Origin of the sequence: Diaphorobacter sp. HDW4B, from assembly GCF_011305535.1 — a bacterium.
Classification (GTDB): Bacteria; Pseudomonadota; Gammaproteobacteria; order Burkholderiales; family Burkholderiaceae_C; genus Diaphorobacter_A.
The window spans coordinates 4,000,399-4,025,547 of record NZ_CP049905.1 but is presented as its reverse complement, the minus strand read 5'-3'; the positions used below and the strand labels follow the sequence as shown (position 1 = coordinate 4,025,547).

Genomic DNA, 25,149 nt, shown 5'->3' with positions numbered 1-25,149 from the left:
TCAAACCGACCCATCGCACGAATGAATTCTAGAAACACAAATCCGATTTCAGTGCTGATTTTTCCCTTACGCAGTACTACGCAAATCGATCTGCGTACTACCACGCATTAATTCAAATACAACAGAACACAAAAAACATAATCCATCACATACTGCTCCGCAATAACAAAACACCCGCCACGCACCTTTTTTGAGAGCATCACATCAATGCTGCATAAGCCGTTTATAAACATGAAACATCCATTTGATTTTCATGAAATCCCACACAATGAAACAAAAACCCAACCAATAATCGATGTTTTCAACAAACGGAAATCATTGACTCAACATTTGAATATCGGGATCAGCCGCTTGACGCGCAGATATAAAGGCCCATGATCTGCACATTTGCAAAATCACATCCATATTCATGCAGCTACGCCTCAAACTGATATTGATGGCAGCCATTCCTGTGGGCGTGGCACTGATCTGCATGGGTGTCACCGCGCGCCATCAAACCCTGTCGCTGGCAAACGAAGAGCGCAAACTCGTCGAAGCGGCCTATCTGCACAGCAAGGAAACGGAACTGCGCCATTACGTGGAACTGGCGCGCAGCACCATCGAGCGCATTGCCGACTCCCCTGACGCGAGCGACGACGAACTGCGGAAAAAGGCCATCCACATCATCACGCGAATGAAATTTGGCGACGATGGCTACTTTTTTCTCTACGACCAGCAAGGCCAATTGCTTGTGAACCCCGAGCAGATGGCGGTTGCCAATGTCGATCTGTGCGATCCCAACTCACCCAGCGGCCAGACACAGGCACGGCTCATCCTCGACAAGGCCCAGTCGGGCGGGGGCCTCGTGCGCTACGAATGGCACAAACCATCCTCCCGGATACTGGCTCCCAAACTGGGCTACGTGCTGCAGGTGCCGGGCTGGAACTGGGTGGTCGGCACCGGCCTGTATCTGGACGATGTGCAGGAAACGTTGGCACGCATCGACGAGCACGCCAAGAACAACATCGCGGCCACGCAGCAGCGCATCTATCTGATCGCAGCGCTGTGCATGGTGTCGATTGCCGCAGCCGGCGTGCTGCTCAACCTGAAGGACCATCGCATCTCCAGCGCCAAGCTCCGGCGACTGGCGCAGCGCGTGGTCCATTCGCAGGAGGAAGAGCGCGCCCGCGTGGCGCGCGACCTGCACGATGGCGTGGTGCAAATGCTGGTGTCGTCGAAGTTCCTGCTCGAAACGGCACAGTTGCAGCAGCCGCATGTGACAGCCCCGGACTTGGCGCCTCCCAGCAGCAAGGCGCTGGATCAAGGTCTTGCTCGCCTCAACGATGCCCTGCTGGAAATCCGCCGCGTCTCGCACGGCTTGCGCCCCGCCCTGCTCGACGATCTGGGCCTGCCCGCTGCGCTGACGCTTTTGAGCGAACAGATGTGCGAAAGCGGTGACGCGACCATCGTGCAATTCGAGCAGTGCGGCGAAGCCCATGCGATCCCCAACACGCACGCCACCGCGCTCTACCGCGTAGCCCAGGAAGCGGTGAAGAACGCGTGTACCCATGCCAATGCCAGCGCGGTGCTGATCCGGCTGCAGTTCGATCCACGCAGCGTCACGCTGATCGTTCAGGACAACGGACAAGGCTTCGACATCCACGGAGTGCTTACCGATGGCAACCGTGGCATTGGTCTGCGCAACATGCGCGAGCGCATTGAAGCCTTGCAAGGCCGCTTCTCGATCAGCGCCACAAAACAAGGCACAGGCATCCTCGCCACCCTGCCCCTGCATGCCGAAGCCGATGATGACGCCGCGCTCCCCCATTCCCGATTCGACTCCAGTTACGCACCCGCATGAACAACGCACGCCTCCCCCATCTACCCATTCGTGTGCTGCTGGTCGATGACCACCCACTGGTGCGCGACGGAGTGCGAATGCGCCTCGACGCCACACCGCATATCCGCGTCGTCGCCGAGGCGGGCTGCGCCAATGAAGCCTTCGCGCTCGCTGAAGAAGTGCAACCGGACATCGTGGTCACCGACATCCGAATGCCGGGAGCCAGCGGCATCCAGCTCACCGCGACATTTCGCGAACGCTATCCGCTGATTCGCGTGCTGGTGCTGTCCATGCATCAGGAAGAGGAATATGTACGGCGCGCGATGCTGCTCGGCGCCAGCGGCTATGTCCTCAAGGACGCGCCCGCGCAGCAACTCGTGCAGGCCATCGAACGAGTCCACGCGGGAAACACGTTTCTGAGTCCCGGTCTGGAGCAATGGCTGCAGCCCGCAGCCACCAATGGCGATGGCAACGGCACGCGCGCCCATCGCACGCTCACACCGCGCGAAAACACCGTGCTGCAACTGCTCGCTCAGGGCCGCTCCAACAAGGAGATTGCCGAGCTCATGGGCTCGTCGATCCGCACGGTGGAGACCCACCGCCTGCACCTGCGCCGCAAACTGCGCATCGACGGCCGTGCCGCACTCGTCAAATATGCCGTCGATTACGCCGACCTCCAGCCGCAGCCCTGAATGACTTGCGCGCCGACGACGTAGACGATTGCGTAGACTGTAGGCAGAACACACCATCCACACGAGACCAGAGGAGACAGTTTTGCCCAATTTTGTAGACACCTCGCCACCCGGCCAATGCATTTTCTGCCGCCTCATCGCGCGCGAGATTCCTTCGGCGATGGTGTACGAGGACGAACTGACCATTGCGTTCATGGACCTTGGCCAGGTCAATCCCGGCCATGTGCTGGTCACCACCAAACGCCATGCCGACACGCTCTACGACCTGACGGATGCCGAAGCCGCGGCCGTCATGCAGACCAGTCGCCGCATCGCGCTGGCCGCCCAAAAGGCGTTCCCGTCGGCGGGGCTCACGCTGCTGCAGGCCAATGGCGCCGAGGGCGGGCAGACTGTCAAGCATTTCCACATGCATGTCGTGCCGCGCCATGCAGATGACGGCATCGCGCTGAGCTGGCCCCGCAAAGAGCCCGGCCCGCAGGTGCTGGGCGAATATGCAGAAAACCTCAAGGCGGCGCTCCGGGAATTCGTCAACTAAGCTTCATCTGCGGCCAAACACCGCCTTCTTGACAGCAAAAGATCGCAGATTGAACTTTTCTTACGACGCATGAATCTCACTCTGCGATCATGAAAAAACGCTGGATTCTTGCCTCCACCGCCGTCGCCACCATGGCCCTGACCACGGGTGCCGTGGCGCTCGACGCCAAGCAACGCCAATGGATCTTCCAGCCCAGCGACCGCGCCTGGGGTGGCAGCAGCCGCGACATGAGCGGGCTCGAAGACGTCTGGATTCCGCTGACTGAGTCCAAGGCCGGTGGCGAAAAGAAAAAGCTCCACGCGCTGTGGATGCCCGCCGCATCGCCCAACGCGCCGGTGATGCTGTATCTGCACGGCGCGCGCTGGAACGTCTCCGGCTCCGTGCCGCGTATCCGGCGCATGCACAGCCTCGGCTTTTCCGTGCTGGCGGTGGACTACCGCGGCTTCGGGCAGAGCACCAACGAGTTGCCGTCGGAAGCCTCCGCGCTGGAAGACGCGCAAGCCGCCTGGCAGTGGCTTGCCCGCAAGGCCCCGAAAAGCGATCGCTACATCTTCGGCCACTCGCTCGGCGGTGCCGTCGCCATCGATCTCGCTGCCAAGGTGCGCGACGAGCGCGGCACCATCGTCGAAGGCACGTTCACCAGCATCGCCGATGTGGTCGGCACCTTCAAATGGGGCTGGCTGCCGGTCTCGCCACTCATCACGCAGCGCTTCGAGAGCGTGCGCAAGGTGGCCGACATCCAGTCGCCGCTGCTCGTGGTGCATGGCAGCGCCGACAAGCTGATCCCCGCCGACCTCGGCCGCAAACTCTACGAGGCCGCACCCGGCCCCAAGAAGTTCGTGCTGGTCGATGGCGGCACGCACCACGACACCAACTCGCGCGGCATGGCGCAATACCGGGACAGCCTGCGCGAGCTGTTTGCGTTGAAGCCCCTCTGAGGCAGCCATTGCGCTCATCCGGCAAGGTGAGCGCAAATTCCTTGCATTCACCTGAACTTTACCTGCGCTTAATGATTTGACTATTGTCAAGGAAATACAATTAGCTATTAATTATAGTCAAGTCATAGTTTCGTCATGATTGGTTTTGCAGACCGCCACGTTGGCTTGGGTCGGCCAGTCACTCGCAAATATCCGATTTCGCGTGGGCGTACTCAGTCAACAGGCCATGCGTACGCGTCGAAATCCGTCCTCTTCACAGTCCATCCCCCGCGAAACGGGGCCCAGTTCACGGTTCTACATCCCCGTGGTCTACAAGTTCTGGATGGCCGTGATGTTGTCCATCCTCTGGGCCACCCTGTCGTGGATGCTCGGCCGCAAATGGGTCGTCGAGATGACGGATCTGTTCGGTGCGTTTCTGGCGTATTTCCTGTTCCTCGGCATCGCCGTCGTTCCCGGTTTCATGAACGCGTTTCTCGTCGCCAGTCTGCTGCTGGACAGACGACCCGGATTCCGACGGGCCACCAAGGCCTGGCCCGGTGTGAGCATTCTGGTGGCGGCATACAACGAAGAGAGCAACATCGTCCAGACGATTCTCAGCATCGCCAACCAGCATTATCGCGGACCGCTCCAAGTCATCGCGATCAACGACGGATCCTCCGACGACACGGCAGCCGCCATGCGCAGCGTGCGTTTTCCCTGGCTTGAGGTGCTCGATCTCAAGAAGAACGTGGGCAAGGCGAATGCCCTGACCTACGCACTCAAGCGCGTGCAGCACTCCATCACCATCACCATCGATGGCGACTCGTTTCTGCACAAGCGCGCGCTGCAGAATCTGGTACTGCGCTACATGAGCGACCCGCCCAACACGCGCGCCGTCGCCGGTGCCGTGCTGGTGCGCAACTCACGCACGAATCTGGTCACCAAGGTGCAGGAGTGGGACTACTTCCACGGCATCGCAGCCGTCAAGCGACTGCAAAGTCTCTACCAAGGAACGCTTGTCGCGCAAGGCGCGTTCTCGGCCTATGACACGCAGACCCTGCGCGACGTGGGCGGCTGGCCGCACACCGTGGGCGAGGACATCGTGCTCACCTGGGCGATTCTCAAGGCCGGCCACCGCGTCGGTTTTGCCGAAAACGCCGTGCTGTTCACCAACGCGCCCACCACCTGGAAGCAGTTCATCCGCCAGCGCCAGCGCTGGTCCCGTGGGCTGATGGAAGCCTTCAAACTGCACTGGCAGATGCTGTTCAAGCTACGGCTGACCACGCTGTTCATCTGGTGGAATCTGCTGTTCCCCTATCTCGACATCGTGTTCTCGCTGGCCTTTGTTCCCGGCGTGATCCTGGCCTTGTTCGGCATCTTCTGGATCGCGGGCCCGATGACGCTGGCCGTGCTGCCGCTGGCCTTTCTGGTGAACTGGCTCATGTACTTCATTCAAAAGAAAATGTTCACCAGCCAAGGGCTCAAAGTGCGCCGCAATTGGCTCGGGCTGGTGATCTACGTGCTGTTTTACGGCCTCATCCTGCAACCGGCGTGCGTCGTCGGCTACATACAGGAATTCGTCACTCGCGGAAAACGCTGGGGCACCAAATGACATTCACATCCCTTCCAACGCCCCTTCTGGCTGCCGCTCACACCCAAGGAAAAACCATGCCCCGTCACGTTCAAACCGGCCTCAGCCTCATTGCCGCATGCGCCACACTTTGGGGAGGCGCGGCCCATGCAGCCGACGCGAGCAGCGAGCAAGGCCAGCTCACCTCCAACCTGCTGGTGAGCCGCGACTCCGATCATTTCGACACCAACAAGCTGAACGCGGGCTACCTGTTTTCCAGCGGCTGGGGACTTGGATTCAACGTGTCGCACTTCTCTTCGCCCGGCTGGTCCGCGAACGGCAAGGGCCTCTTTGCGCAATACCAGCAGCGCAATCAGGAACGCACCATAGAAGCCCGCCTGGGTGCCACGCAAACCAAGGGCCACACTCTGGCCACTGGCATGCTCGACTACATGCAGCGCGTGGGCGACAAGACCTGGCTGGGCGTGAGCGCCGAGCGCGATGTCGTCGAATCCATGCGCGGCATCGAATCGGGCATGCACTACGACGCGCTGATGCTCGTGCTCGATCAGCAGTTCACCAAGCAGTTCAACGTCGGCGCAGTGCTCGGTGCCACGCGCTTTTCCGACAACAACACGCGGCCCATTCTGCGCACCCGCTGGAACTACGAACTCGTCGAAGGCAGCGGCCTGAACGCGTATGTGAAAACGCGCAACTACCACAACAGCCGTCCGTATCAAGGCAGCTACTTCGCGCCAGAAAACCTCGGTGAATACTCCGCAGGCCTCTCCTGGCGCACCGCTCTGCCCGGCCCCATCGCGTTCTTCGCCAACGCCGATGTCGGCCGCCAGCGCATCGACGGCGACCACAGCGGCATCTGGAGCGCACGCATCGGTCTGCAGAACCATCACACGAGCAAAGCCCTCTGGCAGGTCGCACTGGAAACCAGCAACAACCGCGCCGCATCGATTTCTGGCGGTGTCGATCACTACCGCTACACCAGCCTGACCGCGCGGCTGGTTTATCCCTTCTGAGTGTTCGGCCCGCCCTGCGCTGATGGACAATCGGCGCATGACCGATTTCTCCTCCCTGCCCTGCGTTGCGATCGCCGGGCCCACCGCTTCCGGCAAGACCGCCGCCGCGCTGCAACTGTCGACGCGTCTGGGTGACCGGTTGCCGGTGGAAATCATCAGCGTGGATTCGGCGCTGGTCTATCGCGGCATGGACGTCGGCACAGCCAAACCCACGCGCGAAGAACTCGCGCAGGTGCCGCACCATCTGATCGACATTCTCGACCCGCGTGAGGCCTACAGCGCCGCCGAGTTCGTGAACGACACCAAGCGCCTGATCGCCGAAATCCATGCACGCGGCGCACTGCCCGTGCTGGTCGGCGGCACCATGCTGTACTTCAAGGCGCTGATCGACGGCATCGACGACATGCCTGCGGCCGACCCCGAAGTGCGCGCCAAGATCGATGCGCAAGCCGCCGACATCGGCTGGCCTGCCATGCATGCCGAACTCGCCCAAGTCGATCCCATCACCGCCGCGCGACTGGCACCTGGCGACAGCCAACGCATCCAGCGCGCGCTCGAAGTCTGGCATGTCTCGGGCCAACCGCTGTCGAGCTTTCACTCGCGGCAATCCGAAAAAGCCGTGCCCGGATTGCTCGCCGCCGACGCCCTGTATTCGCTCGAACCCGACAACCGCGCGTGGCTGCACGAGCGCATCGCCCAGCGCTTTCACATCATGCTGAACAGCAGCTTTCTCGACGAGATGAAGCAGCTTCGCGCACGCGGCGACCTGAACCCCGATCTGCCTTCGATGCGCTGCGTCGGCTACCGCCAGGCGTGGGAAGCCATGGACGGCGTGCACCCCATGTCCACGCTGGCCGAACGCGGCATCGCGGCCACGCGCCAACTGGCAAAGCGCCAGATCACCTGGCTGCGCAGCATGCCGCAAAGGCATGTCGTGGCCTGCGATCAGCCGGGTGCCATCGACACCCTGGTCGAGGCCATCCGCCAACGCGTGCTTGCATCGGGAATCCTTGCATGACCAGCACCGACGCTGCCCCCGACACCGAAGCCTTGATGCGCCTGCGAGGACTGACCAAGCGCTACGGCGAATCGGTCGTCTTCGGCAACGTGGACATGGATGTGCATCCCGGTGAATTCATCGCCGTGGTGGGCGAATCCGGCGTCGGCAAATCGACACTGCTCAACTGCATGGCGGGGCTCGACACCTGGGATGCGGGAACGGTCACGCATCGCGGAGCGGACTTAGGTGCAATGGACGACAAGGCCCGCGCCATCTGGCGTCGCAGCCATGTGGGCTTCGTATTCCAGGCATTCCACGTGCTGCCGCATCTGGACGTCGCGCAGAACATTGCCCTGCCGCTGATGCTGCTCGGCCAGAACGATCTGGCGCGCGTGCAGGCCATGCTGGAATCGGTAGGCCTCGCCGCCATGGGCGCACGCCTGCCGCAAGAACTTTCGGGCGGGCAACTGCAGCGCGTGGCGATTGCGCGTGCACTCGTGCATCGACCGCCGCTGCTGCTCGCCGATGAGCCCACTGGCAACCTTGATCCCGAGACCGCCGCGCGCGTCATGGATCTGCTGATCGCCCAGACCCGCGAACATGGCGCGGCGCTGGTGCTCGTCACCCACTCCGAAAATGCCGCCGCACACGCCGACCGCACGCTGCGCCTGACCGCCAACGGCATGCACACACCGCAAACTCAGCCATGATCCGGTCGCTGCTTCGCACCGTGGTGTGGCAGAACGTGCGCCACCATCCATGGCGCACGCTGGCCGCGGTCGTTGCCGTGATGCTGGGCGTGGCGTTGGGGCTCTCGGTTCAACTGATCAATGCCTCGGCACTCAGCGAGTTTTCACGCGCAGTGCGCACAGTGCAGGGCCAGCCCGATCTGGAACTGAGCGCATCGCATGGCAGCCTGCACGAATCGCTCTATGGACTGATGGCCACGCAGTCTTCCATTGCGCTGGCAAGCCCGTGGCTGGAGGTTTCAGCGCTCGCCAGCTCCAACCGGACATCCTCGGAAAAGAGCACCTTGCGCGTGCTCGGAACCGACACGCTGTCCATCGCCAGCATGGCCCCGGCACTCATGCCGCGCGCGGCCAAAGGCGCGGAGCGGCTGGCACTCGTCGCACCGAACACAGTATTTCTCAACGCTGCAGCACTCAAGGCCCTGCGGATTGACGAAGCCGAACTGCCCAAGGCATCCATCCAACTGCACAGCGGATCAGCCAGCCACACCGTGCACATCGCAGGCACGATTGCCGCGCCTGGCGCGCCCACCGCCGTCATGGACATCGGTGCCGCGCAAGACCTGTTTGGCCGCGCAGGCGACCTGAGTCGCATCGATCTGCAACTGCACGAAGGTCAGGATCTGGCACGCGTTCAACGCGAGTTGCAGCAACTGCCCGACTGGCCGCGCAATGTGCTGCTCAGCGTTCCCGGCGACACCACGCAGCGCGTGGACAACCTCTCGCGCGCCTACCGCGTGAATCTCACCGTGCTGGCCCTCGTGGCGCTGTTCACTGGCGCGTTTCTTGTCTACTCCGTGCTGGCGCTCGGCGTGGCGCAACGTGCGCCGCAGCTCGCGTTGATCGCCGTGCTGGGCGTCACACCGCAGCAACGCCGCGCCCTCGTTCTGACCGAAGCAGGAGTGATCGGCATCGTCGGCAGCCTGCTCGGCCTTGCGTTGGGAGCGTCGCTGGCCGCACTCGCGCTGCGATTACTCGGTGGTGATCTCGGCGGCGGCTATTTCGCGGGCGTCGAGCCGCAACTGCAATGGAGCAACGCAACAGCCTGCGTCTACGGTCTGCTGGGGATTGTTGCGGCGCTGGTCGGCGGATGGTGGCCCGCAAGACAGGCGCTGAATCTTCCCCCCGCGCAAACGCTCAAGGGACTTGGCGCGATGACGCGCGCGCCACACAAGCCGTGGCTGGGTCTGGCGCTGCTGGCGGCGAGCGCCGCACTGGCCATGGTTCCGCCGCTGCAGGGCATTCCTGTGGCCGCGTATGTCGCCGTGGGCCTCTTGCTGATCGGCGGCATCGCCCTGCTGCCGTGGATCGTGCAACTGCTGCTGCAGATCGCGCTTCCGCTCACGCGCAACAACGCGCTTGCCTTGCTGACCGTCGAGCGCGCACATCGCATGCGCGGTGTGGCTGCAGTGGCGGTGGGCGGAGTCGTCGCCAGCCTCAGCCTTGCCGTTGCGCTCACGGTGATGGTCACCAGCTTTCGCGCTTCCGTCAGCCAGTGGCTGGAGACCGTCGTGCCCGCGCCCATGTATGTGCGCGCAGCGGGTTTGCCTGCGGGCGATGACGCCGCCATCTTTTCGCGCGATCTGGTGCAAGGCATTTCTCGATTGAATGGCGTCGAGCGCTTGCAGGCACAGCGCGTCAGCAGCCTGCGCCTGAGCACCACGCAAGCGCCAATCACCGTGCTGGCCAAGCCGCTCGGCAACGCGGTCGAGCAGGCGCTTCCGTTGGTCAACGCACCGCTCCCCGCAGCGCAAAACACCATTCCCATCTACGTCAGCGAAGCGGTGCTGCCGCTGTATGGCGTGCGTCCCGGAGACGAATGGCCAGCCCTGTCCCATGCATTGCAGCGTGAAGGAAAAAGCGCCCCACGATTTTTCGTTGCCGGGGTCTGGCGCGACTATGTGCGCCAGTTCGGCGCGGTCGTCATCGATGCGGCCGAGTACGAACGCATCACCGCAGACGCCCGCACCAGCGATCTCGCCATCTGGCCAAAACCGAACGCCGATCTGCCAGCGCTGCAAAAACAGATCAGCGCAGCCCTGCCTGGCGCAGCGCTTGAATTCACAACATCCGGTGCCATCCGCGCACGCTCGCTGAACATCTTCGACCGCACCTTCGCCGTCACCTACTGGCTGCAGATCGTCGCCATCGGCATCGGCCTGTTCGGCGTGGCCGCGAGCTTCAGTGCGCAAGTGCTTGCGCGGCGCAAGGAATTCGGACTGCTCGCGCATCTGGGACTCACACGCGCACAGATCCTCGGTGTCGTCGCGGGCGAAGGCGCGGCGTGGACCAGCATCGGCACCATCGCCGGAACCACGCTGGGCATAGCGGTCTCTGCCGTGCTGATCTTCGTGGTCAATCCCCAGAGCTTTCACTGGACCATGGACCTGCATCTGCCCTGGCTGCGCCTCGCGCTCCTCGCGCTGTCGCTGGTCGCAGCCGGAACGCTCACGGCATGGATAGCAGGCCGCGCCGCCGCCAGCCGATCCGCCGTATTGGCCGTCAAGGAAGACTGGTAATTCCACTGCGCGCACGCCAAGCGCTGCCACAATCGACAGCCATGGAACACACAGCCCACGCATCTCCTTCAGCCCCGCCAAGTTGGCTGCACAACGCCATTGCCCGCATCGAGGCCGACTACCAGCGCAGCGCGGACACGCATCTGTTTCCGCTGCCCATGCCTGCATTTGCGCAGCATGGCATTGACTTCTATCTCAAGGATGAATCGACGCATCCGAGCGGCAGCTTGAAGCACCGCCTTGCGCGTTCGCTGTTTCTGTATGCGCTGTGCAATGGCTGGCTGCACGAGCAGTCCACGGTGGTGGAAGCGTCGAGTGGATCGACGGCCGTGAGCGAGGCTTATTTCGCGCGTTTGCTGGGGCTGCCGTTTGTGGCGGTGATGCCGCGCAGCACGTCGGCCGAGAAGATTGCGCTGATCGAGTTCTATGGCGGGCGCTGCCATTTTGTTGATTCGGCGGGCGAGGTCTACGACGCCGCGCGCAAGGTGGCCAACGAGACCGGCGGTCACTACATGGACCAGTTCACCTACGCCGAGCGCGCGACCGACTGGCGTGGCAACAACAATATTGCCGAGAGCATGTTCTCGCAGATGCAGCGCGAGCGCCATCCGGTGCCGAGCTGGATCGTGGTCGGTGCAGGCACGGGCGGCACGAGCGCGACGATTGGGCGCTATGTGCGCTTTCAGCGCCATGCGACGCAGTTGTGTGTGGCCGATCCTGCGGGTTCGGTGTTCGCGCCTTATCACCGCACGGGAGACGTGACGATGACCGCGCCCGGCTCGCGCATCGAGGGCATTGGCCGCCCGCGCGTGGAGCCGAGCTTCATCCGCACGCTGGTCGATCGCATGGAGGAGATCGCCGATGTCGACTCCATCGCGGCGATGCGCGCGCTCTCGGCCATGCTGGGGCGACGCGTGGGGCCATCGACCGGAACCAACTTTGTCGCCATGTTGCGTCTGGCTTGCGAGATGCGCGATGCGGGCCAACAAGGCTCGATTCTTTCGCTGCTGTGCGATTCGGGCGAGCGTTATCTGCCGACCTATTTCAACGACGAGTGGGTCACCCGCTGCATGGGCGAATGCAGCACGGCGGGCGAACGCATGCAGATGCTCATCGCCTGATCAGCCCATGCAGAACGGCGGACTGAGCAGACGCGACTGGTTGAGCTTTGCTGCACGCGTGATCGCGGCCTCGTCCCTGCCCTGCGCTGCGCTGGCCTTGCCGCCGCGCACCTTGGTTTTCCCGCGCGATCATGGCAGCCATCCCGAGTTGCAGACCGAGTGGTGGTACATCACCGGACATGCGCAATCCAAAGGCCGACAGCTCGGATTTCAGGTCACGTTCTTTCGCTCGCGCGTGGCAAGCACGCAGGAGATGCGCTCCGCTTTTGCGGCCAAGCAGTTGATCTTTGCGCATGCCGCCGTCACCGATATCGAAGGCCGCGTGCAGCATCACGACCAGCGCATTGCGCGCGCGGGATTCGGCATCGCGAGCGCATCGGAAGCCGACTGCGACGTGCGATTGCGCGACTGGACGCTCCAGCGCCATGGCACGACTCAGGACCGCTTTGTCACCCACATCCAGTCTTCGCAGTTCGCGCTGGATTTGACGCTGCAAGGCATGCAGCCCCTGCTGCTGCAGGGCAATGCGGGACTGTCGCGCAAAGGTCCCGAAGTGGATCAGGCCAGCTACTACTACAGCGTGCCGCAACTTGCGGTGCGCGGCTCCATTTCGATCGATGGCGTGCGCCATGTGCTGGACGACGAAGCGGGCCCAGGCGTGAACCGCGCGTGGATGGACCATGAATGGAGCGAAGCGCTGATGCATGCCGAGGCCGTGGGCTGGGACTGGATCGGCATGAACCTGTTCGACGGCTCGGCGCTCACCGCGTTCCGACTGCGGCGCGCTGATGGAAGCACCCTGTGGGCAGGTGGCTCCATGCGCGCTGCGGGTGCCACGCAAGCCCGCATCTTTGCGCATGACGAGGTGCGCTTCACGCCATCGCGAGCGTGGAGCAGCCCGCACAGCAAGGCACGTTATCCGGTGGAATGGCGCGTGGAAACACCGTCCGGTCGCTTCCAGGTGCGGGCCTTGCTCGACGATCAGGAACTCGACAGCAGCGGCTCCACCGGCACGGTCTACTGGGAAGGCTTGAGCGAACTGATCGATGGCGATCAGAAGGTCGTCGGACGCGGCTATCTGGAGATGACGGGCTACGTTTCCGGCATCCGACTGAGCTGAGCACTTTCGGCAGGCGCTCGCAGTTCACCCATTTTCAAAATTAGATATTTGCAATGAATGTAACTTTGCGATAGATTATCGCAAAGCAAAGCACAACGGTGATTGGCACGAAAGAGAGTTTGTGGAGCCTCCCAGCGGCGTCCACAGATTGAATCCTGTGGGTTCGATTTTTGAAAGCGACTGCTCGACATGCCACAACAGCTTGTCCATCTTCTGACGGAGTCCATGCGAAGTTCGCGCACTGCGCATGCCGTGTTCGCCAAGGACAGTGGCTTGCTGGTCGCTGCCAACGACGCGCTGGACAAGCTCATCACCGAGCACCAGATCATCACCACCCGCAGCCTGTTCAAGGACTATCCAGAGATTCTGGCGCAGGTGCAGAAATGCCAGCAGGACCTCCGTCCGACCACGCTTGCACACGCACCGTCTCTGCTGGATTTCGAGTTTCTGCCGCTCGTTGGCGAAGGCGGCGAACTGCTGGCCGTTCAGGCATTGGCAACCCCTCGACCGCATGACACGGCGGCGCAGGAAGATCGGCTGGAAAAGCGCTTTCAGACTGCGCTCGAGAAGTTTCCACTCAACGCATGGATGTGCAGCCAGCAAGGCGAAATGTTCTGGCGCAACCACACCGGCAACCGCTTCACGCACAGCGCCGATGTGGTGCATGACCAGTCCAGAACCCACTGGATTTCCAGCTTCCACCCGGACGATCTGCCCGAAGCCAACCAGACCTTCGCCAAGGCCATGGCGGACGGCGTGGTGCGGCCATTCCGCTACCGCCTGAAAAACGGCGATGACGGCGACTACCACTGGCATCTCTCCAACTACACCCCCATTCGCAACGCGCAAGGCGTGATCGAATACTGGGTGGGAACGGGCATCAACATCCAATCGTTCGTGGACGCGGAAGAGCGACTGAAAGCCGAAGTGCAAACGCTGAAAGCCCATCAAGGCCATGACCAGCGTCTGCTCAAGGACGCCAACGACATGCTCGCCAAAGCGCAGAAGATGGAACTGGTGAATCAGCTCGCAGGTGGCGTGGCGCATGACTTGAACAACCTGCTGTTCATCATGAGCCTCAACGCGGACCTGCTCTTCAAACAGCTGCCCGATGGCGTGCTGCGCGAGTCGGCCAATTGCGTGCGCGCGCAGATCAAGAAGGCTGCGCGCCTGTCTTCGCAGCTCATGGGTTTCAGCGGACGCAAGCCGCAAAGCGTGACGGCGGTGGACCCGAAATCGCTGCTGGACGAAATCGGCGATCTGCTGCAGAAGGCGGTGGGCGCGGAGACCCACTTCGACGTCCAGATCGACAACAACGTCGACCGGGTTCTCGTCGACAAGATGTACTTGGAGAACTCGCTCGTCAACCTCGCGATCAACGCACGCGATGCCGTAGCCGGACGGGGAACGATCACGCTGTCGGTCAGCAATGCACGCCTGCAACTGCCGGGCCATGCCGACGGATTCGTCGTCTTCAAGATGCGCGATGACGGCTCGGGCATGTCACCCGACGTGCTGGAGCGCATCTACGAACCCTTCTTCACGACCAAGGCACCCCATCAGGGAACGGGCCTTGGAATTCCCATGGTGAAGAACTTCGTCGAGAGCTCGGGCGGCTTCATGGACGTGGAGTCTGCGCCCGGCATCGGCACGATCGTGTCGCTGTATCTGCCTATGTCGACGCAGGAGGTGGTCGAGATGCGGCCAGAGGACTCATCGGCGGCACCGCTGACCAGTGCCTCGTTGCTGATCATCGATGACGACGCCGGCGTGCGCGATGCACTCACCACGGCGTTGAACGGCGTGGGCTACCAGAACATCGTCACCGCCTACAACTCCGAATACGCCATCCAGTTCCTTCAACAGGGCATGGCCGTGGACCTGATCATTTCGGACATCCGCATGCCCGGCAACATGCGCATCGCGGAATTTCTGCGCCAGCTTGACGCCATGCATCGGGACATTCCCGTGATCTTCGCGACGGGGTATTCAGAGGATGTCGTCATCGAAAACGGACTGGTGGAAGGCAAGCACCCGGTGCTGTTCAAACCGTTCACGCTCGAGGACTTGTTCGCCCGGATTCGCGAGACCATGCCCGAGCGCCTTCACCACTGAAGCGCAACGCCAGGCAACGCATCGCATCACGCCACAAACACAAAAGCCGCTGGCCTTGCGACCAGCGGCTTTTGTGGTTCATGGAGCGGCTGCCTCAGTGTGCGCCGCCTCCCGTGTTGCTGCCGCCGTTGCCCCGGCGACGCTCCAGCCAGGCGATCAGCTCGCCCATCAGGCCGCGACGGAATGCCAGCACGCAGACCACAAAGATCAGGCCGGTGACGATGGTGACCGATTCACCCAGCGTGTTGAACCACTCCACGCCCGTCAGGTGCGCGAGGAAGTTGCCGAAGTCGCCGATCTTGTTTTCGAGCAGCACCACCACGGCCGAGCCGACGATGGGGCCGGACAACGTGCCGAGGCCGCCCACCAGCGTCATCAGCACGACGTGGCCGGACGAGCTCCAGTGCACATCGGACAGCGTGGCAAAGCCCAGCACCAGCGTCTTGAGCGAACCGGCGAGACCTGCCAGCGCCGCCGAGATCACGAACGCCAGCAGCTTGAAGCGGTTGGTGTCGTAGCCCAGCGAGATGGCGCGTGGTTCGTTTTCCTTGATGCCCTTGAGCACCTGACCGAACGGCGAGTGAATGGTGCGCACGATCACGAGGAAGGCGATCACGACGACAACCAGACACACGTAGTACATGGTCAGGTCGCTTTGCAGATCAAGCACACCGAACAGCTTGCCGCGTGGCACGCCCTGCAGGCCATCTTCACCGCCGGTGAAAGGCAATTGCAGGCAGGCGAAGTACAGCATCTGCGCGAGCGCCAATGTGATCATCGTGGCGTAGATGCCCTGACGACGGATCGCAAAGAAGCCCATCACCAGGCCGAGCAGAGCGCCTGTCACCAGACCGAGCAGCAGACCGATTTCGGGCGTGACGCCCCAGACCTTGATCGACTGGCCGGTGATGTAGGCTGCGCCACCCAGAAACGCGGCGTGACCGAAGGACAGCAGGCCGGTGTAGCCCAGCAGCAGGTTGAAGGCCGAGGCGAACAACGCGAACGTCATCAGTTTCATGACGAACACCGGATAGGCACCGGCGAACGGCGCGATGATCAGGCCGAGCAAAAGAAGGCCATAACCGATGGGAGCAAATTTCTTCGTATTCATGTGACAGTGCCCCTCTTATTTCTCTTTGCCGAACAGGCCGGCGGGGCGGATGAGCAGAACGATGGCCATGATGACGAACACCACGGTGGACGAGGCTTCCGGATAGAACACCTTGGTGAGACCTTCGATCACGCCAAGGCCGAGACCGGTGAGGATGGAGCCCATGATGGAGCCCATGCCGCCGATCACCACCACGGCGAACACCACGATGATGAGGTTCTGCCCCATGAGCGGAGTCACTTGATACACAGGCGCTGCCAGCACCCCGGCAAACGCGGCCAGCGCGGCACCGAAGGCGTAGGTCAGCGTGATCATCACGGGCACGTTGACGCCGAAGGCTTCGACGAGTCGCGGATTTTCCGTGCCGGCACGCAGGTAGGCACCGAGCTTGGTCTTCTCGATCACGTACCAGGTGGCCAGGCACACGACGATGGACGCCACCACCACCCAGGCGCGGTAGTTGGGCAGCATCATGAAGCCGAGGTTGGTGGCGCCTTCGAGCAGTTCAGGCGTGTCGTAACCCAGGCCCGACACACCGTAGATCGAGCGGAACACGCCTTCGATGATGAGCGTGAGACCGAGCGTCAGCAGCAGACCGTAGAGGTGATCGAGCTTGTAGATCCAGCGCAGCATCGTGCGCTCGATCACCACCCCGAGCAACCCCACGATCAGCGGAGCAGCAATCAGCATCACCCAGTAGTTGATGCCGAAGTAGTTCATGGCCATCCAGGTGAGCAGCGCCCCAAGCATGAACAGCGCGCCATGCGCGAAGTTGATCACGTTGAGCAGGCCGAAGATCACGGCCAGACCCAGACTGAGGATCGCGTAGAACGAGCCATTGACCAGCCCCAGAAGGAGCTGGCTCAACATGGCCGGTAGGGAGACACCAAAGATTTCCATGGGGAGCAAAAGTTAGAGGTTCAGCCGCGCTGCCGTGTCAGTGCCGTGTCATTTCCAGAGAGCGCACTTGCTCTCGGCCTTGGTGGCGAACACTTGGTCGCCCGGCAGCTTCTTGATCAGCTTGTAGTAGTCCCAAGTCCCCTTCGATTCCGAAGGAGCCTTGACTTGCATGAGGTACATGTCATGCACGTAGCGACCATCCGGACGGATCTGGCCCGCACCGAAGAAGTCGTTCATCTTCATGCCGCGCCACGTTTCCATCACCTTGTCGGCGTCGGTCGTCTTGGCGGCTTCCACGGCCTTCAGATAGTTCATGGTGGCCGAGTAGTCGGCTGCCTGAATTTCGGTGGGGCGGCGCTGGGTCTTGGCCATGAACTTGTCCGCGAACTTGCGCGTCTCGTCGTTCAGGTCCCAGTACCAGCTCGTGGTGAACTGCATGCCTTCGGTGGTCTTCAGACCCAGGCTGTGGATGTCGCTGTAGAAGATCAGCAGACCAGCGAGCTTCATCGACTTGCCGATGCCGAACTCCTTGGCCGCCTTGATCGAATTGATCGTGTCGCCACCCGCATTCGCCAGCCCCAGGACTTGCGCCTTGGAGTTCTGCGCCTGCAGCAGGAACGAAGAGAAGTCCGACGCGTTCAGCGGATGACGCACCGCGCCCACCACCGTGCCGCCCTTGGACTTGACGATGGCCGACGTGTCAGCTTCGAGCGAGTGACCGAAGGCGTAATCCGCCGTCAGAAAGAACCAGCTCTTGCCGCCCGCATCCACCACCGCCGCGCCCGTGCCCTTGGCCAGCGCCACGGTGTCGTAGGCGTAGTGCACGGTGTAAGGCGTGCACTGCTCGTTGGTCAGCGCGGAGGACGCAGCGCCGTTGTTGATCATCACGCGCTTCTTCTCCTGCGCGATCTTGGCAAGAGCCAGTGCCGTGCCGGAGTTGGTGCCGCTGAAGATCATCGTCAGGCCCTGCGTGTCGATCCACTCGCGTGCCTTGGATGCGGCAATGTCCGCCTTGTTCTGGTGATCCACGGTCAGCAGTTCGATGGGCATGCCCAGCACCTTGCCGCCGAAATCGTCAATGGCCATCTGGATGGCCACGCCGCCGTTCTTGCCTTCCACGTCCGCATAGAGACTCGACATGTCGGTGATGAGACCGATCTTGACCTTCTGCTCCTGCGCGAGTGCTGCGTGGGAGCATAGGCCCGCCGCTGCGAGAACGACTGCCAATGCTGTGAACTTGCTCTTCGTCTGCATGTTGTGTCTCCTGATGGTTTTTTGACGTGAGGGCGAAACGGGTGATCACCGAGGGGCGCAGAGTGCACGGATCGAGACGCGGGCAGCGCCTCGATCATTCACTCAAGCAGCCCGGATTACTTCCAGAGCGCGCACTTGGAATCGGCCTTGGTGGTCCAGACCGTGTCGGCTGGCAGTGTCTGCAGCACGTTCAGGTAATCCCATGGCTTCTTGGAGTCGGCAGCCTTCTTCACTTCGACCAGGTACATGTCGTGGGCGAAACGGCCATCGGGACGGATCGTGCCCTTGGCGTAGAAGTCGTTGATCGGCGTGCTCTTCAGGTAGGCCATGACCTTGTCCGAATCGGTGGTCTTCACTGCCGCCACGGCCTTCAGGTAGTTGGTGGCAGCGGAGTAGTCGGCCGCGTGGATGTCGGTGGGCATGCGCTTGGTCTTGTCGAAGAACTTCTTGGCGAAGGCGCGCGATGCATCATCCTTGTCCCAGTACCAGCTGGTGGTGTGCAGCAGACCTTCGGTGTTCTTCAGGCCCAGCGAGTGGATGTCGGACAGAAACACCAGCAGACCGGCGGTCTTCATGGTCTTGTTGATGCCGAATTCCTTGGCGGCCTTCACCGAGTTGATGAAGTCGCCACCCGCATTGGCCAGACCCAGCACCTGGGCCTTGGAGTTCTGCGCCTGCAGCAGGAACGACGAGAAGTCGGATGCGTTCAGCGGATGCTTGACCGCACCCACCACCGCACCACCCTTGGCCTTGATGACGGCGGACGTGTCCGATTCGAGCGAGTGACCGAAGGCGTAATCCGCCGTCAGGAAGAACCAGTTCTTGCCGCCGCGCTCCACCACCGCGCCGCCCGTGCCCTTGGCCAGCGCCACGGTGTCGTAGGCGTAGTGAACGGTGTAGGGAGTGCACTGTTCGTTGGTCAGCGCTGCGGAGCCCGCGCCGCTGTTGAAGTACACGCGCTTCTTTTCCTGAGCGACCTTGGCGATGGCCAGTGCCGCGCCCGAGTTCGTGCCGCCGAACAGCATGGTGACGTTGGCGGTATCAGCCCACTCGCGCGCCTTGGAGGCAGCGATGTCGGCCTTGTTCTGGTGGTCAGCGGTCACCAGTTCGATGGGCTGACCCAGCGCCTTGCCGCCGAAGTCGTCGATGGCCATCTGGATGGCGACTGCGCCGTTCTTGCCTTCCACGTCTGCGTAGAGGCTGGACATGTCGGTAATGAAGCCGATCTTCACCTTTTCCTGGGCATGCACTGCGGAAGCAGACGCCAGACCCACGACACCCATTGCGCACACGAGTGCTTTGAGAGTTGCCTTCATTACTTATCTCCTTGACAAAAATTCGGTTGGTTTTCTGATTGGTTGAATGGCCGGATTGCTGCGCTCACACGCCCAGCAATTCATTGAGCACCAGCATCTTGGCTTCGAGCTCGGACGCGCCGAATTTCTCGACGATCTGGCCGTGTTCCATCACATAGAAGCGGTCGGCCAGCGGCGCGGCAAAGCGGAAGTTCTGCTCCACCATGACGACCGTGTAGCCCTTCTCGCGCAGCATGATGATCATGCGGGCCAGCGCCTGCACGATCACGGGCGCAAGGCCTTCGGAGATTTCATCGAGCAGCAGCAGGTTGGCACCCGTGCGCAGAATGCGCGCGACGGCCAGCATCTGCTGCTCACCGCCCGACAGGCGCGTGCCCTGGCTGTTGCGACGCTCCGCCAAGTTGGGGAACATGGCGTAGATTTCGTCGAGCGACATGCCCTGCTTGCCGGTCTTCAAAACCGGTGGCAGCAACAGGTTCTCTTCGGTCGAGAGGCTGGAGAAAATGCCGCGCTCTTCGGGGCAGTAACCCACGCCCAGATGCGCGATACGGTAGGTCGGCATGTCGATGGTCTCGACACCGTTGATCTTCACCGAGCCCTTGCGCGAGCCGGTCAGGCCCATGATGGCGCGCATGGTCGATGTGCGACCCGCGCCATTGCGACCCAGCAGCGTGACCACTTCGCCGGGCTTCACGACCATGTCCACGCCGTGCAGCACGTGCGATTCGCCGTACCACGCGTTCAGGCCCTTGATTTCCAATGCAGGCGTTCCGCTCATCTCAGTGCGCTCCCTGCAACTCAACTTCGGTTGTGCCCATGTAGGCTTCCATCACTTGCGGATTCCTCGAAACTTCTTCGTATGGTCCTTCGGCCAGCACCGCACCGCGTTGCAGCACAGTGATGCGGTCGGCGATGGTGGAGACCACTTTCATGTTGTGCTCCACCATGAGAATCGTGCGGCCGGCCGATACCTTCTTGATGAGCTGCGTGACGCGGTCCACGTCTTCGTGGCCCATGCCCTGCGTGGGCTCGTCGAGCAGCATCAGCTCGGGGTCCATGGCCAGCGTGGTGGCGATTTCCAGCGCGCGCTTGCGGCCATAAGGCAGGTTCACGGTGACCTCGTCGGCCATGTCCGCCAAGCCCACTTCGCCCAGCAGCTCGACAGCGCGACCGTTCAACTGGTCAAGGCTTTTTTCGCTCTGCCAGAAGTGGTACGAATTGCCGAGCTTGCGCTGCAGACCGAGGCGCACGTTCTCCATCAGCGTCAGATGCGGGAACACCGCAGAAATCTGAAACGAACGGATCACGCCACGCCGCGCGATCTGCGCAGGTGCTTCGCGGGTGATGTCCTGACCATTGAACTTGATGGTGCCCGAGGTGGGCTCCAAAAACTTGGTCAGCAGGTTGAAACAAGTGGTCTTTCCCGCGCCGTTGGGGCCAATCAACGCATGGATCGAGCCACGACGCACGGACAGGTTCACATCGCTGACAGCGGTGAAACCCTTGAATTCCTTGGTGAGGTGGGATGTTTCCAGAATGAAGTCGCTCATGGCAACTGGTTCACACGGCACCCGTCATAGGCACCGCAGACCTTCGTCTCCTTCGGTAATGTTGCACCGCATCCTAGGTGCGCATTCCATTTGGAGGAACTGGTAGAAATGCCTATGTAATTACGCCTATGCAAAAAACGGCGCTATTTGCGCCGTTTCTGCAGTTTGATTGCAGCGTTAACCCTTAACTCAACGCCAACACGACCGCCGAATCATCCACACGCAAGACCACGCGAGCGCGCGATTTGAGCCCCGCGCCGGGCTCGGAGAAACCGACGATCTGCAAGTCCCCGCCTAGCTTTGCGGAGATTTCGTCCCCCAGCGATCCACGGGAAATCCGGACCACCACCCCACCCCAACAGTTCTCCAAACCGAGCACATCCTCATCCATCGCAGCGGCCTTTACGGCGGTTGCCTTACACAGCGCTTGCACCGCAATACCCTTGCGCAGCCCCAGCAATTCGGCGCTTTCGCGGGTGATGCGGGCGCGCACGCGAAACTGCTCCGACGCAGCGGCTTGCAAGCTCACCATCACGATCTGGCCCTGCACGTCCATGCCCGTCACGACGCACGGCCATTGGTTGCGCATGCTGGTGCGCACGGCCAGACGCGCAGCGGCCTCCGCATGCATGTCCGGCGCAAGGCCATGACTTTGCACCTGCTGCACGGCCTGCGTGCGTGCGCTCTTGAGCGCCAGCGCCGCCACCAGCAATTGCGTGCCCGCCTCGGTCAGCTTGGCACCGCCGCCGCCGCGGCCACCCACCACACGTTCAAGCAGCGCCACGCCCGAGAGATTGGTCAGCGTGTCCACCGCCTGCCATGCGGCCTTGTAGCTCACACCGACGGCGCGCGCGGCCTTGGAGATCGAGCCGAGTTCGCCGATCTGGCGCAGGATGTCGATGCGCCGGTCGGACTGCACATGGCCGAGCGCTTCGACAAAAGAAGGTTCGCTTTGTTTTCGTTGCATGGCCTGAATGATGCCGCGTGTTTGCATCTTGCATATACTTACCGCTATTCAATGATGGAATAACGTTCAAGGGCCACCACATGACGACTCAGCGCACCCGCATTTCTCGCGTTTCTCGCAGCGTTTCTTTCTCTCTCAAAATGCTTGCACAAGCCGCGCTGGCCGTTGCGCTGCTGCCTGCCGCCCATGCGGGCGAAGTGGCGGTGGCCGTGGCCGCCAACTTCGCAGCGCCCATGCAGAAGCTCGCCGCGATGTTCGAAAAGCAGACGGGCGACAAGGTGGTGGTGTCCACCGGCGCGACTGGCAAGTTCTATGCGCAGATCGTCAACGGCGCACCGTTCGACGTGTTGCTTTCGGCGGACGACACCACGCCCGAGAAGCTCGAAAAGGAAGGCAAAGCCGTCAAGGACACGCGCTACACCTACGCCATCGGCAAGCTGGTGCTGTGGAGCCTCAAGGACAACTACGTGGACAGCGAAGGCAAGGTGCTGACGAGCGACTTCGCCCACATCTCGATCGCCAATCCCAAGCTCGCGCCCTACGGTGCTGCGGCCATGGAAACGCTGGACAAGCTCAAGCTCACCGACAGCATCAAGTCCCGCATCGTGACCGGCGAAAACATCGCGCAGACCTACCAGTTCATCGCCACCGGCAATGCACCGCTCGGCTTTGTGGCGCTGTCGCAGGTAATGCAGGACGGCAAGGTGAGCAAGGGCTCCTACTGGCTGGTGCCCGAGACCATGCACGAGCCGATTCGCCAGGATGCCGTGCTGCTCAACAAGGGCGCGGACAACGACACCGCCAAGGCGCTGCTCAAGTACCTCAAGAGCGACGACGCCCGCGCGGTCATCAAGACCTTTGGCTACGGATTCTGAGCCCGCTTTTCGACAAACGCTGCAATGGGATGATGGATACTGCGCTGCATCTCTGACAGCGCACCTCGTTTCACGCCCGCTTCCGCCACCGCATGCATTTCACCGCCGAAAACTGGCAAGCCGTTCTGCTCACGCTGCGGCTGGCCGGGCTCACCACCCTTTTGCTGCTCATTCTGTGCACGCCGCTTGCGTGGTGGCTCGCGCACACGCAGTCGCGCTGGCGTGCGCCGATCTCGGCGGTGGTCGCGCTGCCGCTGGTGCTGCCGCCCACGGTGATCGGCTTTTACCTGCTCATCCTGATGGGGCCGCAGGGCTGGGTCGGGCAGCTCATGCAATCGATGGGGTTGAAGCTGCTGCCGTTCACGTTCAAGGGGCTGCTGATCGGCTCGCTGGTGTATTCGCTGCCGTTTGCCGTGCAGCCACTGCAACGCGCGTTTGAAGCGCTCGGCAAAAGGCCGATGGAAGTCGCCGCAACGCTCGGCGCTGCGCCGCTCGACCGCTTTTTCAGCGTCGCCTTTCCCATGGCGCGCAATGGCTTTCTCACCGCTGCGGTGATGACCTTCGCGCACACCGTGGGCGAGTTTGGCGTGGTGCTCATGCTCGGCGGCAACATCCCCGGCCAGACGCGCGTGATCTCGGTGCAGATCTACGACCATGTGGAAGCGCTGGAATACGCACAGGCCCATTGGCTTGCGGCAGGCATGGTGGTGTTCTCGTTCATCGTGCTGTTGTCGATTCATCTGCTGCAGCGTCCGCAGGCCCGCTCATGAACCAAAGCAGCAACATCAGCACCACCGATCAGCGCCTGCGCGCACGCTTTCGACTGGCCCGGGCGAACTTCACGCTCGACGTCGATCTGGACCTGCCCGGCCACGGCGTGAGCGCGCTGTTCGGCCCCTCGGGTTGCGGCAAGACTACCTGCCTGCGCGCCATGGCGGGCCTTGAGCGCGCACAGGGTCACATGCTCGTCAACGAGCAGGTATGGCAAGACGACGCGCGCCACGTCTGGCTGCCCACGCACCAACGACGACTGGGCTACGTGTTCCAGGAAGCCAGCCTGTTTCCGCATCTGACCATCCGCCAGAACATCGAATACGGCCTGCGCCGCACGCCCGAATCGCAGCGTCGCGTGGCGCTTGAACAAGCGGTTGAACTGCTCGGCATCGCGCCACTGATGGAGCGCCGCCCCGACACGCTCTCGGGCGGCGAACGCCAGCGCGTGGCCATCGCCCGCGCACTCGCCGCCAGCCCGCATGTGCTGCTGATGGACGAGCCACTCGCGGCACTCGACGCCCAGCGCAAGAGTGAGGTGCTGCCCTACCTCGACCTGCTGCACCAGAGCCTCGACATCCCGGTGGTCTACGTCAGCCACTCCCCCGACGAAGTGGCGCGGCTTGCATCGCATCTGGTGCTGCTCGACGCCGGACAGGTGCTGGCAAGCGGCCCGACCGACGAGCTGATGTCGCGCCTCGATCTGCCGCTGGCGCACGCCGACACGGCCAGTGCGCTGGTGAGCGCCACCGTCGTCGAGTTTGACGCGCTGGACCATCTGCTCACGCTGCAGTTCAGCGGCGGTCGTCTGCAGTTGCCCACTGATCAGCCGCGCCAAGCGGGCGAGATCAAACGCCTGCGCATTCCCGCGCGCGATGTGAGCCTGTCGCTCGCGCCGCTCAATGACAGCAGCATTCTCAACAGCATCCCCGCGCGCGTCGTCGGCTTGAGCGAAGAAGGCCCCGGCCAGATTCTGGTGAGTCTGGACGCCGCAGGCACCACGCTGCTTGCACGGGTCACGCAGCGCTCGGCACGCATGCTGATGCTGGCCACGGGCCAGGACGTGTTCGCTCATGTCAAAGGCCTGGCGATCCTTGATTAAGCCCGACTGAGCACGGCAAAAAACCGACCAGGCAAAACAGTCGTCCGAACGACAAAACATGCCCGGCAGCGTTGAAATCGCACACAAATGGTGCGATCAGCGCATTGCACTA

Annotated in this window: 22 protein-coding genes; 15 read left to right on the top strand and 7 right to left on the bottom strand. The window is 62.2% G+C overall.

The features are described 5' to 3' along the window. Positions 1-436: 436 nt before the first annotated feature. From G7048_RS18340 to G7048_RS18285, 12 genes are all read left to right on the top strand, one after another. Positions 437-1,840, top strand: coding sequence for a cache domain-containing protein (locus G7048_RS18340; RefSeq protein ID WP_240933027.1), 1,404 nt, complete (start codon positions 437-439; stop codon positions 1,838-1,840). Continuing rightward, entirely contained in the window at positions 1,837-2,511 is a 675-nt protein-coding gene (locus tag G7048_RS18335) for a response regulator transcription factor (RefSeq protein WP_166069529.1), read from the top strand. Before G7048_RS18340 ends, G7048_RS18335 begins: the two co-directional genes overlap by 4 nt. Before the next feature lie 82 nt (positions 2,512-2,593). Beyond that, the gene (locus tag G7048_RS18330; protein WP_166069528.1) at positions 2,594-3,046 is read left to right on the top strand and encodes an HIT family protein; all 453 of its coding nucleotides are present in this window, start codon (positions 2,594-2,596) and stop codon (positions 3,044-3,046) included. An 89-nt stretch (positions 3,047-3,135) separates the two neighbouring features. Further along, entirely contained in the window at positions 3,136-3,984 is an 849-nt protein-coding gene (locus G7048_RS18325) for an alpha/beta hydrolase (protein ID WP_166069527.1), read from the top strand. Positions 3,985-4,210: 226 nt separating this feature from the next. Next, positions 4,211-5,575, top strand: a complete 1,365-nt coding sequence (locus G7048_RS18320; protein ID WP_166069526.1) for a glycosyltransferase family 2 protein — start codon at positions 4,211-4,213, stop codon at positions 5,573-5,575. 56 nt (positions 5,576-5,631) lie between these two features. Then, positions 5,632-6,567 (top strand): hypothetical protein, encoded by a 936-nt coding sequence (locus G7048_RS18315; RefSeq protein WP_166069525.1) that lies wholly within the window; start codon positions 5,632-5,634, stop codon positions 6,565-6,567. Between the two features lie 37 nt (positions 6,568-6,604). Next, on the top strand, positions 6,605-7,585 hold the full coding sequence (gene miaA / locus G7048_RS18310) for a tRNA (adenosine(37)-N6)-dimethylallyltransferase MiaA (protein ID WP_166069524.1): 981 nt from the start codon (positions 6,605-6,607) through the stop codon (positions 7,583-7,585). After that, the gene (locus tag G7048_RS18305; RefSeq protein WP_205750288.1) at positions 7,582-8,277 is read left to right on the top strand and encodes an ABC transporter ATP-binding protein; all 696 of its coding nucleotides are present in this window, start codon (positions 7,582-7,584) and stop codon (positions 8,275-8,277) included. Before miaA ends, G7048_RS18305 begins: the two co-directional genes overlap by 4 nt. Continuing rightward, a complete protein-coding gene (locus G7048_RS18300; RefSeq protein ID WP_166069523.1) occupies positions 8,274-10,835 on the top strand; it encodes an ABC transporter permease in 2,562 nt (853 codons plus the stop codon). Before G7048_RS18305 ends, G7048_RS18300 begins: the two co-directional genes overlap by 4 nt. 41 nt (positions 10,836-10,876) lie before the next feature. Continuing rightward, positions 10,877-11,956, top strand: coding sequence for a PLP-dependent cysteine synthase family protein (locus tag G7048_RS18295; RefSeq protein WP_166069522.1), 1,080 nt, complete (start codon positions 10,877-10,879; stop codon positions 11,954-11,956). Between the two features lie 7 nt (positions 11,957-11,963). Further along, positions 11,964-13,076, top strand: coding sequence for a lipocalin-like domain-containing protein (locus G7048_RS18290; protein WP_166069521.1), 1,113 nt, complete (start codon positions 11,964-11,966; stop codon positions 13,074-13,076). 225 nt (positions 13,077-13,301) lie between these two features. After that, positions 13,302-15,191: a hybrid sensor histidine kinase/response regulator gene (locus tag G7048_RS18285; RefSeq protein ID WP_166069520.1), complete on the top strand. Its 1,890-nt coding sequence runs from the start codon at positions 13,302-13,304 to the stop codon at positions 15,189-15,191. Between the two features lie 94 nt (positions 15,192-15,285). Here the strand turns inward: G7048_RS18285 and G7048_RS18280 are convergent, their stop codons facing one another. From G7048_RS18280 to G7048_RS18250, 7 genes are all read right to left on the bottom strand, one after another. After that, positions 15,286-16,302 carry a branched-chain amino acid ABC transporter permease gene (locus tag G7048_RS18280; RefSeq protein WP_166069519.1) on the bottom strand — a complete coding sequence of 339 codons (1,017 nt, stop codon included), beginning with the start codon at positions 16,300-16,302 and terminating at the stop codon, positions 15,286-15,288. Between the two features lie 15 nt (positions 16,303-16,317). Then, on the bottom strand, positions 16,318-17,202 hold the full coding sequence (locus G7048_RS18275) for a branched-chain amino acid ABC transporter permease (RefSeq protein ID WP_166069517.1): 885 nt from the start codon (positions 17,200-17,202) through the stop codon (positions 16,318-16,320). 48 nt (positions 17,203-17,250) lie between these two features. Beyond that, a complete protein-coding gene (locus G7048_RS18270) occupies positions 17,251-18,456 on the bottom strand; it encodes an ABC transporter substrate-binding protein (RefSeq protein WP_166069516.1) in 1,206 nt (401 codons plus the stop codon). A 116-nt stretch (positions 18,457-18,572) separates the two neighbouring features. After that, the gene (locus G7048_RS18265) at positions 18,573-19,772 is read right to left on the bottom strand and encodes an ABC transporter substrate-binding protein (protein ID WP_166069515.1); all 1,200 of its coding nucleotides are present in this window, start codon (positions 19,770-19,772) and stop codon (positions 18,573-18,575) included. A 64-nt stretch (positions 19,773-19,836) separates the two neighbouring features. Further along, a complete protein-coding gene (locus G7048_RS18260; RefSeq protein ID WP_166069514.1) occupies positions 19,837-20,550 on the bottom strand; it encodes an ABC transporter ATP-binding protein in 714 nt (237 codons plus the stop codon). Position 20,551: 1 nt separating this feature from the next. After that, on the bottom strand, positions 20,552-21,322 hold the full coding sequence (locus G7048_RS18255) for an ABC transporter ATP-binding protein (protein ID WP_166069513.1): 771 nt from the start codon (positions 21,320-21,322) through the stop codon (positions 20,552-20,554). A 184-nt stretch (positions 21,323-21,506) separates the two neighbouring features. After that, positions 21,507-22,289 carry a LysR family transcriptional regulator gene (locus tag G7048_RS18250; RefSeq protein WP_166069512.1) on the bottom strand — a complete coding sequence of 261 codons (783 nt, stop codon included), beginning with the start codon at positions 22,287-22,289 and terminating at the stop codon, positions 21,507-21,509. A 140-nt stretch (positions 22,290-22,429) separates the two neighbouring features. On the opposite strand from G7048_RS18250, the gene modA reads away from it, so the two are divergent. From modA to modC, 3 genes are all read left to right on the top strand, one after another. Continuing rightward, on the top strand, positions 22,430-23,164 hold the full coding sequence (gene modA / locus G7048_RS18245; protein WP_240933026.1) for a molybdate ABC transporter substrate-binding protein: 735 nt from the start codon (positions 22,430-22,432) through the stop codon (positions 23,162-23,164). Between the two features lie 92 nt (positions 23,165-23,256). Further along, the gene (gene modB, locus G7048_RS18240) at positions 23,257-23,934 is read left to right on the top strand and encodes a molybdate ABC transporter permease subunit (protein ID WP_166069510.1); all 678 of its coding nucleotides are present in this window, start codon (positions 23,257-23,259) and stop codon (positions 23,932-23,934) included. After that, a complete protein-coding gene (gene modC / locus G7048_RS18235; protein WP_166069509.1) occupies positions 23,931-25,037 on the top strand; it encodes a molybdenum ABC transporter ATP-binding protein in 1,107 nt (368 codons plus the stop codon). Before modB ends, modC begins: the two co-directional genes overlap by 4 nt. Positions 25,038-25,149 lie beyond the last annotated feature (112 nt).

What these genes read in the sequence shown, in the direction of transcription:
- G7048_RS18340 (WP_240933027.1), top strand. Translation starts at nt 437, where the DNA reads ATGGCAGCCATTCCTGTGGGCGTGGCACTGATCTGCATGGGTGTCACC.
- G7048_RS18335 (WP_166069529.1), top strand. Translation starts at nt 1,837, where the DNA reads ATGAACAACGCACGCCTCCCCCATCTACCCATTCGTGTGCTGCTGGTC.
- G7048_RS18325 (WP_166069527.1), top strand. Translation starts at nt 3,136, where the DNA reads ATGAAAAAACGCTGGATTCTTGCCTCCACCGCCGTCGCCACCATGGCC.
- G7048_RS18320 (WP_166069526.1), top strand. Translation starts at nt 4,211, where the DNA reads ATGCGTACGCGTCGAAATCCGTCCTCTTCACAGTCCATCCCCCGCGAA.
- G7048_RS18315 (WP_166069525.1), top strand. Translation starts at nt 5,632, where the DNA reads ATGCCCCGTCACGTTCAAACCGGCCTCAGCCTCATTGCCGCATGCGCC.
- miaA (WP_166069524.1), top strand. Translation starts at nt 6,605, where the DNA reads ATGACCGATTTCTCCTCCCTGCCCTGCGTTGCGATCGCCGGGCCCACC.
- G7048_RS18305 (WP_205750288.1), top strand. Translation starts at nt 7,582, where the DNA reads ATGACCAGCACCGACGCTGCCCCCGACACCGAAGCCTTGATGCGCCTG.
- G7048_RS18300 (WP_166069523.1), top strand. Translation starts at nt 8,274, where the DNA reads ATGATCCGGTCGCTGCTTCGCACCGTGGTGTGGCAGAACGTGCGCCAC.
- G7048_RS18295 (WP_166069522.1), top strand. Translation starts at nt 10,877, where the DNA reads ATGGAACACACAGCCCACGCATCTCCTTCAGCCCCGCCAAGTTGGCTG.
- G7048_RS18290 (WP_166069521.1), top strand. Translation starts at nt 11,964, where the DNA reads ATGCAGAACGGCGGACTGAGCAGACGCGACTGGTTGAGCTTTGCTGCA.
- G7048_RS18285 (WP_166069520.1), top strand. Translation starts at nt 13,302, where the DNA reads ATGCGAAGTTCGCGCACTGCGCATGCCGTGTTCGCCAAGGACAGTGGC.
- G7048_RS18280 (WP_166069519.1), bottom strand. Translation starts at nt 16,302, where the DNA reads ATGAATACGAAGAAATTTGCTCCCATCGGTTATGGCCTTCTTTTGCTC.
- G7048_RS18275 (WP_166069517.1), bottom strand. Translation starts at nt 17,202, where the DNA reads ATGGAAATCTTTGGTGTCTCCCTACCGGCCATGTTGAGCCAGCTCCTT.
- G7048_RS18270 (WP_166069516.1), bottom strand. Translation starts at nt 18,456, where the DNA reads ATGCAGACGAAGAGCAAGTTCACAGCATTGGCAGTCGTTCTCGCAGCG.
- G7048_RS18265 (WP_166069515.1), bottom strand. Translation starts at nt 19,772, where the DNA reads ATGAAGGCAACTCTCAAAGCACTCGTGTGCGCAATGGGTGTCGTGGGT.
- G7048_RS18260 (WP_166069514.1), bottom strand. Translation starts at nt 20,550, where the DNA reads ATGAGCGGAACGCCTGCATTGGAAATCAAGGGCCTGAACGCGTGGTAC.
- G7048_RS18255 (WP_166069513.1), bottom strand. Translation starts at nt 21,322, where the DNA reads ATGAGCGACTTCATTCTGGAAACATCCCACCTCACCAAGGAATTCAAG.
- G7048_RS18250 (WP_166069512.1), bottom strand. Translation starts at nt 22,289, where the DNA reads ATGCAACGAAAACAAAGCGAACCTTCTTTTGTCGAAGCGCTCGGCCAT.
- modA (WP_240933026.1), top strand. Translation starts at nt 22,430, where the DNA reads ATGCTTGCACAAGCCGCGCTGGCCGTTGCGCTGCTGCCTGCCGCCCAT.
- modB (WP_166069510.1), top strand. Translation starts at nt 23,257, where the DNA reads ATGCATTTCACCGCCGAAAACTGGCAAGCCGTTCTGCTCACGCTGCGG.
- modC (WP_166069509.1), top strand. Translation starts at nt 23,931, where the DNA reads ATGAACCAAAGCAGCAACATCAGCACCACCGATCAGCGCCTGCGCGCA.